The sequence below is a fragment of the Bacillus sp. TH22 genome, assembly GCF_016651015.1.
In the GTDB taxonomy this organism is placed as follows: domain Bacteria; phylum Bacillota; class Bacilli; order Bacillales; family Bacillaceae_G; genus Bacillus_A; species Bacillus_A mycoides.
This window is the reverse complement of record NZ_JAEKER010000001.1, coordinates 4158642-4171394: the sequence shown is the minus strand read 5'-3', so window position 1 is coordinate 4171394 and position 12753 is coordinate 4158642. Positions and strand designations below refer to the sequence as shown.

Genomic DNA, 12753 nt, shown 5'->3' with positions numbered 1-12753 from the left:
TATCATTTCCTTACATCTTGTATACTTTTATACATAAAGTCCATCGCTTCTGTAACTTTTGTCCCAGGATTTGATCCAAATAAATCTGGTGGTAAAATAACTACACGATTTTGTTTTACTGCATCTAAATTTTTCCATGCTTCATTTTTCATCATTTCGCCTTCAAATGCTTTTTTCACACTATTGGGATCTCCATGTGTAATTAAATAAATCACATCTGGATTTGCTTCAATAATACGTTCTACACTTAGCTGTGCATATTGCGGATACTCTTTCATTTCTGGAAAACTAGCTGCGATATTTTTCCCGCCTGTTTTTTCTAAAATATCCCCTGATAGAGATGTTGGTAATGCTGCTAAATAAGTGCCTGGTGCTCCATAAACTAGCAACGCTTTAACATCACTCTTTTTCTCATATTTCTTCATTTGATCATTAATTTTTTGGTTAAGCTCTTTTGCTTTATCTTCTTTCTTCATTACTGTTCCATACATTTCAATACCCTTTTGAATATCTTTTACAGAGTTGGCTGAAGAAATGATTACTTTTGTTCCTTGTCCTTCGACCGTTGGAATGTTCTTTTGGAATCCATTGTTAGCAACAAGTACATCCGGTTTTAAACTAGCAATTTGCTCAAAATTCGGTTGATGTGCATTCCCGATTACTTGTGCTTTCTTTAATTCCTCTGGGAGAGTTAATTTTGTATCAGGACGACCTACTATTTTTCCACCTAAAGCATGAATAATATCCATGTCTCCCATACTCAACGTAGCAAAACTTTCAGGAACTTTATTGAATGTTATCTTTCTGTCTGAGAGATCGGTAATTTCGATTTTGTCTGTTCCTTTGTCTGTTTTTGTTGCGGATGCTTTTTCGTTTTCTTTTGCACTGCAACCTATTAATAAGAAAAAAATAGATAAGATCGCTGTGAACAGCGTAATAGATTTGTTCATTCTTCCACCTCTAATTGATAATAATAATCATTAACTACTACTCTACTTTAATTGATAAGGATTATCATTGTCAATATGAAACGCATACATTTTCTACAAAAATGAAAAAACGCTACAAAAAGATTTCTTCTTTTCGTAGCGCCCTATTTAACAATTTTCTTCATATTCGCTCTCCTCTAATTGATCACGCATCGTTCTAACACGCTTAAAGAAGAAAAAAGCAAGAACTAAAAATACAATAATACTCCCCATCATAACAAAAGACTGTACCATACTTTTTATTCCACTTGGAATTAATAAACCGATCATTAAAAACGTACTTATAGCTAAAAGTACTTGTGCAAACCGGGTATAATCTGCTATTTTTTCTTGTAATTCTTTCATCTGCTTATCACTCCCATCCTCACTTTATCACATTCTATCAAGCTTAAAGACAAGTAAATAGAACCAATCTGGGAGATGTTTTCCAAAGTAAAAAAGAGCCGCTTACTCGCGGCTCTTTTTTATCTATTATACGCCTTTATATGCTTCCATATAGATTTCTTTCAGCTCTGAAATGAGCGGTAATTTTGGATTAGCTGTTGTACATTGATCTTCAAAAGCTCTTTCTGCTAATAATCCAACAACCCCTTCAAATTGGTCTTTAGCAACTCCTTGTCCTGCAATACTCATATTTATATTTAAGCTTTTTCCAAGCTCAATAATTGCTTGGACGAGTGATTCCACACCTTCCGCCGCTGAACTTGCTGGAAGCCCGAGCATTCTCGCAATATGTGCATAGCGTTCATCAGCCACAAAGTGCTCATATTTTGGGAACAATGCGTGTTTTCTTGGCTTAATAGCATTATAGCGAACTACGTGCGGCATAAGAATTGCATTCGCACGTCCATGCGGAATATGGAATTCCGGTCCAATTTTATGCGCTAAACTATGAGTAATACCTAGGAAAGCATTTGCAAATGCCATCCCTGCGATTGCGGAAGCATTATGCATTTTTTCTCGTGCTTCTTCATCATTTCCATCTTTATATGCTCTCGGTAAATATTTAAATACGAGATCAATTGCTTTTAATGCTAAACCATCAGTATAGTCATTTGCCAGAACAGACACATACGCTTCAATTGCATGTGTTAATACGTCCATACCAGTATCTGCCGTCACATGAGGTGGTACTGTCATTACAAATTGCGGATCAACAATCGCTACATCTGGTGTTAATTCATAATCCGCAAGCGGGTATTTAATATTATTTTTCTTATCTGTAATAACCGCAAATGGCGTCACTTCTGATCCCGTCCCTGATGTTGTTGGAATGGCAACAAATTGTGCTTTATTTCCCAAGTTCGGATACTTACATGTACGTTTTCTTATATCCAAAAACTTCTGTTTTATTCCATAGAATGTCGTTTCTGGGTGCTCATAGAATAGCCACATCCCTTTTGCTGCATCCATAGCTGAACCGCCACCAAGCGCGATAATTACATCTGGTTTAAAGCTTTTCATCATGTCCGCACCTTTAAATACAGTTTCATCTGATGGATCTGGCTCAACTTCAAAGAAAACTTCAACTTTCACATCATTTGCATGCTTACGTAAATAGTGCGTAACTGTATCTACATAACCGTGCTCAACCATCCCTGGATCCGTTACAATAAATGCGCGGGAAATGTTAGGCATGTTTGCTAAATATGCTGTCGCATGTTTTTCAAAATAAATTTTGGGTGGTAATTTGAACCACTGCATATTCTTTTTTCTATTTGCCAACCTTTTTATATTTAATAAATGAGTCGCCGTTACGTTTTGGGAAACTGAGTTTTTCCCGTAGGAGCCACAACCAAGCGTAAGTGATGGAATAAATCCATTATATATATCACCAATTCCACCTTGTGATGAAGGTGCATTTACAATGAGACGACAGGCTTTCATACGTAACCCAAATTGTTTTTGTACTTCTTTATTTGTAGAATGGATAACCGCTGAATGCCCTAGGCCACCAAGCTCTAACATTTCTTCGCAATATGTAAATCCTTCTTCTAATGAATTTGCTTTTACACAAGCTATCACTGGGCTCAGTTTCTCACGAGATAGTGGATACGCTGCTCCGATGCCTTTAATTTCAGCTACAAGCATTTTTGTATGTTCAGGTACAGTAATTCCTACTAATTCAGCAATATACTGTGCTGATTTCCCCACAATATCACTATTTACTGCACATGTATTTTCATTAATAACAAGCTTTTCTAATTTCTTTCTCTCTTCCTCTGTTACAAAATAACAATTATTTGCAATCATTTCTGCTTTAACATCATTATAGATTTCCTTATCTACAATGATGGCTTGTTCTGACGCACAAATCATACCGTTATCAAATGTTTTCGATAAAATTAAATCATTAACAGCGCGTTTTACATGTGCCGATTTCTCTATATAACATGGTACATTACCTGGCCCTACACCTAGCGCGGGTTTACCAGTAGAATAAGCCGATTTCACCATACCAGCCCCTCCAGTTGCTAGAACGAGTGCGACACCATCATGGTTCATTAATTGTTTCGTTGCTTCCACAGAAGGTCTTTCAATCCATTGAATACAATGCTTTGGTGCACCAGCTTTCACTGCTGCATCATATACTGTTTTTGCCGCTGCAACGGAACAGTTTTGTGCAGAAGGATGAAATGCAAAAATAATTGGATTTCTCGTTTTTATCGCGATTAATGCTTTAAACATTGTTGTCGATGTTGGGTTCGTTACTGGCGTTACACCAGCTACTACACCGACAGGTTCTGCGATTTCTATTATTTCTTCATGAGGATCTTCATGAATAATTCCTACCGTTTTATCTTTCTTTATACTATGCCAAATATATTCAGTGGCAAAAATATTTTTTATGCATTTGTCTTCATAGACACCACGGCCCGTTTCTTCAACAGCCAATTTCGCAAGCGGCATATGTTGATCGACACCCGCAAGCGCCATTTCATGAACAATGTTGTCAATTTGCTCTTGTGTAAAACTTTCTAATGCTTGTAAAGCTTCTTGACCGTTATTTACTAACGTATCAATCATCTCTTTTACCTCTTGCATTTCATTTACAACTTTCTCTTTGACTACCATGTAAATTTCCTCCTATTCTGTTATCACGGTCTTTATAAGTCCCTATAGGTCATAACAAGTCCCGATTAGCGAAAAAAAATAGAGTTACCGTCCTACATGAATCTCATTATTTGTGAAACATTTCACAAGTTTGTTCGTGAATAACATTTCATGAATTCAATATACATGAAATCATTTCATTTGTGTATGTCTAATTTGTGAAAAATTTCACAAATTAATATAATAAAATGCACTGCTCTATATTAGCAGTGCATTTTTTATCCTTTTCGGCAAGAAGGCTCCATCTAATTTGTGTTACGGGTGAAACCCAACAATTCAGATGGAGATGAATTGCCGTCAGAAGGTAGGCTAAACTCTTTTGTTTCGGTCATAACAATTTTCCCGGGGCGAATATTTGTTTCCTTTTTTCTTACGATATAATCTGTCGTAGATAAGGAGGGAATATATCTTAGGACAACGAAATTGGATAATAATAATCATTCGGTTACTTGAACCAAAAGGAATTACGATGAAGACCATGTTCACATTTTGTTCCGTTTAGTTCCAAATATTGATTTGTTAAAAGTAATGAACCTTCTAAGAAAGGTGGTGAAAACAATGGCTAAAAAGAAAGCAGTGAAAGTATTACGTAAACTAAAGAAAAGAGAAAACCTGCAACGATTCACTCAAAAACAAAATATCGGACGAGCTTGCTTTACTGCAAAAGAATACCGTTTACTTCAGCGCATGTCACATAGTTCAAAAGCATTGCGAAATGTTGGATTGTACACTATTAAACAAAGTTATTTGAAACATAATAAAATGGCTACTGTAAAAGAAGTGGACACTGCTATGCAAGCCGATATGAATTACTCGGGCATTCAATCAAACTCTGTTCAAGCGATTCGTAGAGCCTTATTTACAGAAGTGAAGAGCTTTTTTAAAGCACTGGAACAGTGGAAGAAAAAACCTGAAACATTCGCAGGTCGTCCTAGGTTTCCGAATTACTCTGGTCCAACTGACAAACGAATCATTGAAATCTATCAAGTTCCAAAAGTGGATGATAACGGGTATTGGATGATTCCGATGAATGTTGCATTCAGAAAAAAATTCGGTTCCATTAAAATACGTATGCCTAAAAATTTAAGAAATAAAAAAATCTCCTACATTGAGATTGTACCGAAGCAAAAAGGTCGGTTCTTTGAGGTGCATTATACATATGAGATGCACGTTTCTCAAATGAAGAAACAATCCACGACTACTAGTAACGCTTTGAGTTGCGATTTAGGTTTAGACAGATTATTAAGTTGTGTAACAAATACAGGTGATACATTCTTAATTGATGGGAAAAAATTAAAATCTATTAACCAATACTTCAACAAAATGATACGTAATCTACAACAGAAAAATATGGACAATGGAATTTCAAAACGTATTGTAACGAATAAAATGGCTGCACTTTGGCATAAACGAGAAAGACAAATAAATGGTTACATTTCACAAACTGTAGGCCTGTTGTTCAAAAAAGTGAAAGCATGCAACATAGATACGGTTGTCGTAGGGTATAACGCTGGTTGGAAACAAAAATCTGATATGGGGAAAAAGAATAATCAAAAATTTGTGCAAATCCCATTTCATAAACTGATTGCAGCAATTGAGAATAAATGTGTAAAAGAAGGCATCCGATTTTTAAAACAAGAAGAAAGCTATACTTCAAAAGCTAGTTTTCTTGATAAAGATAGGGTTCCAGTTTGGTCTAAGGATGATAGGACACATTATCGCTTTAGTGGCAAACGAATCACTCGTGGTCTGTACCAAAGTAAAACAGGAACATGTATCCATGCTGATATTAATGGTGCGCTGAATACATTGAAAAAATCAAGAGTTGTACAATTAGATGAAAATCTCAAAGTGAAAACGCCAATTCTATTAGAAGTGCAAAAACGTAAGGCTGTTGCTTCGTGCATAGCTTAGTGGGTGTGTCAACCATCCATGTGTACTCGACTTTTCGGGGCTTGTAGCACACGCCGGGGTAATCTGAGTGGTGGCTTCTTCCATAAGGAAGAATTGCTCTTTTTCGAAAGGGTGGTGCAAGTGGGAAAACAATAGTTCGTTGCCAGTACCAACCAAAAACTTACTTGGGGTGTTACCGTAAGGTGGCATGCATTCTAGAGCGTCAAACTGTCTAGCGATAGACGAAAAGACCTAGAGTTCTAACTCAAAGCCCCCACTGAAACGCTTCATCTCAGCGGGGGTAGTTGACTATGCTAGTGCTTGTGCCAAATCTTCAATTAAATCTTCTCCATCTTCAATACCAACAGAGATTCGAATTAATGTATCTGTAATTCCTAATTCTTTACGGCGATCTGCTGGGATTGATGCATGTGTCATTTGTGATGGGATAGAAATTAAACTTTCTACTGCTCCTAAACTTTCAGCAAGTGTAAAGTACTGTAACTTCTCAAGTACTCTATTTAATGTTTCTTCACTATCTACATCGAATGAGATGATTGCACCAAATCCGTTCGCCTGTTCTTTTGCTAATTCATGATTTTGATGTGATTCAAGACCTGGATAATATACTTTATTTACTTTCGGATGGTTATTTAAAAACTCAGCAATTGCGCGTGAATTTATTTCATGCTCCTCCATACGAATTCCTAATGTTTTTAAACCACGAAGTAGTAAGAAGCTGTCTTGTGGTCCAAGAATACCTCCTGTTGAGTTTTGTACGAAATGAAGGTCTTCTGCTAGTTGCGGGCTATTTACAGCTACTAGGCCTGCAACTACATCACTATGCCCACCTAAATATTTCGTTGCACTATGAAGTACAATGTCTGCTCCTAAAGAAATTGGCGACTGCCAATATGGCGTCATGAATGTGTTATCAATAATTGTTAATAAATCGTTTTCTTTAGCAAGAGCAGATATTTTCTTAATATCAGTAATTTTTAGTAATGGGTTCGTTGGTGTTTCTACATAAATCGCTTTCGTATTTGGACGAATCGCTTCTACAACTTCCTCTAGGTTTGTTGTATCTACAAATGTATGCTCAATACCGAAGCGGTTTAATACTTTCGTAATAACACGGTACGTTCCGCCATAAACATCATCTGTTAAAATGACGTGGTCACCTTTTGAGAACAACATAATTGTTGCTGTAATAGCAGCCATTCCTGAACCAAATGCAAATCCAGCATGACCGTTTTCTAATACAGCAATCATTTCTTCTAAAGCTGCACGTGTTGGGTTGCCTGTACGTGAATATTCATATCCTTGATGCTTACCAACTGCTTCTTGTTTGTACGTACTTGTTTGATAAATCGGTACGTTTACAGATCCAGTTGAAGGTTCTCCTATGCGAATACCATGAATTAATTTTGTCTTTGCTCTCATTTTTTATTCCCATCCTTTGTATATGTCTTTACTTAAATAGCGCTCACTACTATCAGGAAAAATCGTTACAATATTCGTACCTGGTGCTGCTTTCTCTGCCTCAAGTAAGCTTGCATGAAACGCTGCTCCTGAAGAGCTCCCAACGAGAAGGCCTTCTTTTTGCGCTAACTCTTTCACTCGTAAAAATGCATGTCGATCAGAAATTGTATGAATTTCATCAAAATAAGATGTTTTTAAAAATGGCGGGATGAATTCAAGACCAATCCCTTCTGTTTCATGTGAACCAGCTTTACCACCATTTAAAATAGATCCTTCTGGTTCTACAATAACCGTCTTAATATCAATGTTTTTCTCTTTTAAATAAGACGCAGTTCCCATAAACGTACCGCCAGTTCCTGCCCCTGCAACAAATATGTTAATTTCTCCATTCAATGCATCCCAAAGTTCAGGACCTAATGTTTTGAAATAAGCACGAGGGTTTGCTTCATTCGCAAACTGACTTGGAGAGTATGAATTCGGTATTTCATTTACTAATTCTTTTGCCTTTGCAATTGCGCCGGTCATTCCTTGCTCAGTCGGTGTATGCACGACCGTTGCACCTAGCGCTTTCATTAATTCTTGTTTTTCAATACTAAATTTCTCTGGTACACAAACAATGACGCGTAAATCATGTTCTAACGCTGCAAGTGCCAGTCCAATGCCAGTATTCCCAGCCGTCGGTTCAATAATTGTTCCGCCCTCTGCAACAAGCCCTTTTTCTAGTGCATCTTCGATTAATTCTCTTCCTAAACGATCCTTAACGCTTCCGCCTGGGTTGTAAAATTCAAGCTTTGCAAATAAACGGACTCCTTTCGGAAGTGAAAAACGAGTAATTTCTACGATTGGTGTATGGCCAATCAACTCATGAACTCCACGATATACATTCATCGTGTTCTCCCCCTTATTTGCCAATAAAGAAAAGGCAACTGTATGTATTTTCTTTATATGAGACAGTTGCCTTTTTGTTACATTACTTTAACTCTTCTAGTACTTTTACGATAAAGTTTGTAGAATGAAGAGCTGCTTGATCTAAAAATTGATCAAATGAAACATTTGATTCTTTACCAGCAATATCAGAAAGTGCGCGAATAATAACAAACGGAACTTCATATTGGTGGCATACTTGCGCAACAGCTGCTGCTTCCATTTCTACTGCATAAAGGTCTTCAAATTTATCACGAATTGCTGCAACGCGGTTCGGATCACTCATAAATGAATCACCTGTTGCAATCATACCTTTTACGACTTGAATATTTTCTTCTGCCTGCATACATTTCTCAGCTAATGCAACTAATGCCTCATCAGCTTTAAATCCAGGTGGCATTCCTGGCACTTGACCATATTCGTAGTTAAATGCTGTTACATCTACGTCATGGTGACGAACTTCTGTTGAAATAACTACATCACCAACATTTAGAGAGTGATGGAATCCACCAGCTGAACCAGTATTAATTACTTTTTCAGGCTTATATTTTTCTAATAAAATTGTCGTTGACATCGCTGCATTTACTTTACCAATACCAGACTTTAGCAAGATTACTTCATGTCCTGCCAATAGCCCTTTCGTAAATTCACAACCTGCAACAGTTTCTGTTTCTGCTTGTTCTAGTTTGTCACGTAAAATACGTACTTCTTCTTCCATTGCTCCAATTACAGCAATTCTCAATCTAATCCCTCTTTCTATTGCTTAGTTGCCTCCATTACCCAAACGAAATGATTTAATCTCGTAAACGTTACGTGGAAGCCATTGTTTTCAAAAATAGATTGCATGATCGGAATACGTGTATAGTATTCTGTTTGCAAATCGTTTGATAACTGATGAAAACCTCTTTGTTTTGCTACTTCGACAGTTTTATCATATGCATCTTGATCTGCAAATATCGTATCAGCAAACACTATTTTACCACCTTTGTTTAGCAATTGACTATACTTCGCAATTGCTACGTCTTTTTCTTCATCTATTAAATGATGAAATGCGTAAGTGCTCACAATAGTATCGATTGAATTTGGGACTTCAAATGAAAGAAAATCACCCTCTGTAATTGAAAACTCTTTTGGTAATTTCTCTTTTGCAATAGTACGCATTTCGCGTGACGGTTCTATACCGTAAACTGTGCGACCAGCAAGTAATAATTTATTTGTTAAATTGCCAGTACCAACACCGAATTCTAATACGTTGCCAAATGACTTGTTAACTACATCCTCTAAAATGTCCTCATAATGGGCGAAAACTTCTTTATATTGTATATCTTCGCCTTGTACAAATGAGTCGTACGTATGAGCCCATTCATCAAATAAACCATTAAATTCTGTTCCCATAAAAATTCCCCTTTTTCTTATCGGTTTTATCAGTATGATATTCTCTCTTTCTAAAAATGTCAATTGAAATGTACATGGTATTTCCTTCTTTTCTTTGTTACACTGTAGTTGATTACATAGGAGAGGGGGCATCTTCGTGTCATTTACCTTTGAAATGTTAGAAGATAAAGTGGAATTTTTCGAGGCTGCAAACTTAGTTTCTCTAGAAAAAAAAATTAACGAACAAATTGATAATAATAAAGCACTTATGCTTGAAGTTCATCACATCTCGCATCAAATGGTTATGGATCCCGAAAGCAAAAGACCATATTATAGCGCGGTTGTTCATTTTAAATTAAAGAAATTACGCTAACTAAAAAAGAGAAGCTCCTAATGAGCCTCTCTTTTTAGTTTAGAGTTTGAACAAGTACTGGTTTCCAGCCCTCATTGTCTACCCAATCAATATTCACATAATATTTTTTACCTGATTGTTTATCTTGTACGTTACCGTAAGCTTTATTCTTACCGTTATTTCCAATTCTATGGATAACTAATTGATTTACTGGAACGTCAATTGCAGCTGAAATCGCTTGATTCATCTCATTCCAATCTGCTGTACCTTTTTTAAACGTCATCGCAGGTGTTGCACCTTGCTCTGTACCTACTGGCTTCCAAGAAGATTTCGTATAAGCATCTGTTGCCTGTGACTGTGTTTTTTCAGCTGGTGCTTTCTCGTTAGCTTTCGCTTCTTCTTCAGCTTTTTTCTTTTCTTCCTCAGCCTTTTGCTTCTCTTCTTCTTCCTTCTTCTTAGCCTCTGTCTTATCTTGCTCATTCTTCTTCGGCTCTTCTTTACCTTTAGCTTTCTCAGCTTTATTCTCTTTTGTTGTTTGCTGAGCTACCTTTTTATCATTAGAAGACGCTTGCTCTTTTGTGTCAGGAACAAACAATTGATATGCTACAATAGCTACTGCTACTAATACAATAGCGATTGCAATATTTAAAACACCGTTTTGACGACGTTTTTGTTGTTTCTGTTGGAATCTAGATCCTCCTGCCATTCTTCAAACCTCCATGCAGTTTTTCATACTTGCTATTGTAACATTAAATCTAGAAAGGTTGAACATTTACAATAATATTTTCACGAAATGAAAACATTTCATAAATAATTGCAAGATTACTTTTCAATTTCTAATTGATGAATTGCCTCTACCATTTCTGCAAAAACTGGTGTGACTACATTTTCATTACTATCTGTTTCTATATCAACTACAACTAAAGCATATCTTGGGTTTTCATATGGAAAATAACCTGCAAACCAGCGATTCACCCTCTCTCCTTTTCCTGTTTGTGCCGTCCCAGATTTTCCAGCGACAGTTAGTGGCAACGAACGGAATGCTGTTCCCGTTCCTTTCTCCATCGTTACAACGGCTCTTAACAACTGTTGTAATTTTTTCATCGTTTCATAAGAAAGCTGTTTCCCATTTAATTTATGATTTTCAAATGCAAAAAAGTCGGTTCCATTTTTATACACTATTTTTTTCACAGCTTTCACTTCCATCTTCTCTCCACCTCTAGCAATTGTCGCCATCATATTCGCTATAGCTAGAGGTGACACACGTACATCTTTTTGTCCGACCATCGTTTGAGCAATCGCTTTTCTACTATCTTTATTTTCTTCGCTTCCCCAAATAATAGCACTCTTTTCTTCTGGCAATTGCTCAAATTCTGGTGTATGAAACACTGAACCTTTCCAACCTACCTTCTCACTTGCTCCTAAGGCCTCTAAATACGTTTCTAATACTTCCCTATCCTTTTGCATTAGTTCATCACCTAATACGGCAAACGTTCGATTACAGCTTCTAGCAAAGCTTTCCTTAAAGTTTAATGACCCCATCATAACTTGTGGAAGATTTTCACCGTATAAATCCGTATTACAGTTAAATGTACGATTAAACCGCACCAAATTCTCATCGATTACTGTTGCTGCAACTACTGTTTTAAAAACAGACCCCGGAAAATGAGGAGTTAACATTTGATTTTCAAGTGTAGATTTATATATCCTCCTATCATTCATCTGTAAAGAAGGCCTACTTACCATTGCTAAAACTTCACTATTCTTTATGTCTAGTAATACTAACCCACCTTTTTTTATTCCGTTTTCATCTATAATCTTCTCTGCTCGTCGTTGCAACGTTTTATGTATTGTTGTTTGAATAGTAACTGGATAAAATGGATTTCCTGGTGAAGTGTATTTCGCCTGCTTCCCAAAAATCGGTTCTCCTTGTCGATCCACTTGATATAGTACTTTCGCTTCTCCATCAGTCAGTAAAAATTCATCAAATGATTGTTGCAATCCAGAAATACCAATTGGCGTTTGTTTCGAAGTTTTTTTCATTTCTCCATAACGCTTTTGAAATTCCTGTTCATTCTCTCCCACATCACCAATTAAATGATTTGCCTCCCCCATTTGCTTCAGTCGAACTTCTGCTGCTACAATACCTAAAATATCTAATTGATTTACCTTCTTCATCTGCTCGAGCGTTAATTGAAATGGGGTATTCTCCTTTCGTAATATAAATGCTTGATTCTTATTTTTCATTTGCAGTCTTATCTCTTGTCTCGACACACCAATGATATGCGCAATTTTCTCTAACATGTCATTTTTTATTTGTAAAAATGGAAAAACAATTAAGACTGGATATTTCTCTTCACCAATTTCCTTACCATTTCGATCTGTAAAATGCCCTCTTCCATTATCTACTGTAAGTGATTGTGTTCGTTGCGTAACACTTTTTTCAATCAGATTGATATTTCGGTCAGTAAATGATTCCGTATCTATAATCTGTATTTGGATTAAACGACAAAGTAATAAAAAAATCACACCTATAAAACAAATTAAAACAATTATAATTCTCCGTTTCATTTTCATAAAAAACACCTCGTCTATTGTAGTTTAGACGAGGTGTTTCACCTTTTA

At 36.4% G+C, this 12753-nt stretch carries 11 protein-coding genes; 2 read left to right on the top strand and 9 right to left on the bottom strand.

The annotated features are described in order from the left end of the window. Positions 1–2: 2 nt before the first annotated feature. The 3 genes from JFU18_RS21225 to adhE form a co-directional block, all read right to left on the bottom strand. Complete coding sequence (locus JFU18_RS21225; RefSeq protein WP_002015260.1) at positions 3–950, bottom strand: ABC transporter substrate-binding protein; 948 nt, start codon at positions 948–950, stop codon at positions 3–5. Between the two features lie 147 nt (positions 951–1097). Continuing rightward, positions 1098–1334 (bottom strand): YrhC family protein, encoded by a 237-nt coding sequence (locus JFU18_RS21220; RefSeq protein ID WP_002034123.1) that lies wholly within the window; start codon positions 1332–1334, stop codon positions 1098–1100. Between the two features lie 126 nt (positions 1335–1460). Continuing rightward, positions 1461–4064 carry a bifunctional acetaldehyde-CoA/alcohol dehydrogenase gene (gene adhE, locus JFU18_RS21215; RefSeq protein WP_201034332.1) on the bottom strand — a complete coding sequence of 868 codons (2604 nt, stop codon included), beginning with the start codon at positions 4062–4064 and terminating at the stop codon, positions 1461–1463. Between the two features lie 597 nt (positions 4065–4661). On the opposite strand from adhE, the gene JFU18_RS21210 reads away from it, so the two are divergent. Further along, a complete protein-coding gene (locus JFU18_RS21210) occupies positions 4662–6017 on the top strand; it encodes an RNA-guided endonuclease TnpB family protein (protein WP_201034333.1) in 1356 nt (451 codons plus the stop codon). Between the two features lie 288 nt (positions 6018–6305). On the opposite strand, the gene JFU18_RS21205 is transcribed toward JFU18_RS21210, so the two are convergent. The 4 genes from JFU18_RS21205 to JFU18_RS21190 all read right to left on the bottom strand — a co-directional run bounded on the left by JFU18_RS21205 (position 6306) and on the right by JFU18_RS21190 (position 9797). Then, positions 6306–7439 (bottom strand): bifunctional cystathionine gamma-lyase/homocysteine desulfhydrase, encoded by a 1134-nt coding sequence (locus JFU18_RS21205; RefSeq protein ID WP_061689589.1) that lies wholly within the window; start codon positions 7437–7439, stop codon positions 6306–6308. 3 nt (positions 7440–7442) lie between these two features. Next, positions 7443–8366, bottom strand: a complete 924-nt coding sequence (locus JFU18_RS21200) for an O-acetylserine dependent cystathionine beta-synthase (RefSeq protein ID WP_002067263.1) — start codon at positions 8364–8366, stop codon at positions 7443–7445. 82 nt (positions 8367–8448) lie between these two features. Beyond that, positions 8449–9144: a 5'-methylthioadenosine/S-adenosylhomocysteine nucleosidase gene (gene mtnN / locus JFU18_RS21195; RefSeq protein WP_002015266.1), complete on the bottom strand. Its 696-nt coding sequence runs from the start codon at positions 9142–9144 to the stop codon at positions 8449–8451. Between the two features lie 14 nt (positions 9145–9158). Next, positions 9159–9797, bottom strand: coding sequence for a class I SAM-dependent DNA methyltransferase (locus JFU18_RS21190; RefSeq protein ID WP_201034334.1), 639 nt, complete (start codon positions 9795–9797; stop codon positions 9159–9161). Between the two features lie 136 nt (positions 9798–9933). Here JFU18_RS21190 and JFU18_RS21185 point away from each other — a divergent pair, with 136 nt between their 5' ends. Continuing rightward, positions 9934–10149 carry a YrzA family protein gene (locus JFU18_RS21185; RefSeq protein WP_033672669.1) on the top strand — a complete coding sequence of 72 codons (216 nt, stop codon included), beginning with the start codon at positions 9934–9936 and terminating at the stop codon, positions 10147–10149. Between the two features lie 34 nt (positions 10150–10183). Here the strand turns inward: JFU18_RS21185 and JFU18_RS21180 are convergent, their stop codons facing one another. After that, complete coding sequence (locus JFU18_RS21180; RefSeq protein ID WP_002138429.1) at positions 10184–10834, bottom strand: YrrS family protein; 651 nt, start codon at positions 10832–10834, stop codon at positions 10184–10186. 116 nt (positions 10835–10950) lie between these two features. Next, complete coding sequence (locus JFU18_RS21175) at positions 10951–12705, bottom strand: peptidoglycan D,D-transpeptidase FtsI family protein (RefSeq protein WP_201031809.1); 1755 nt, start codon at positions 12703–12705, stop codon at positions 10951–10953. Between the last annotated feature and the right edge of the window lie 48 nt (positions 12706–12753).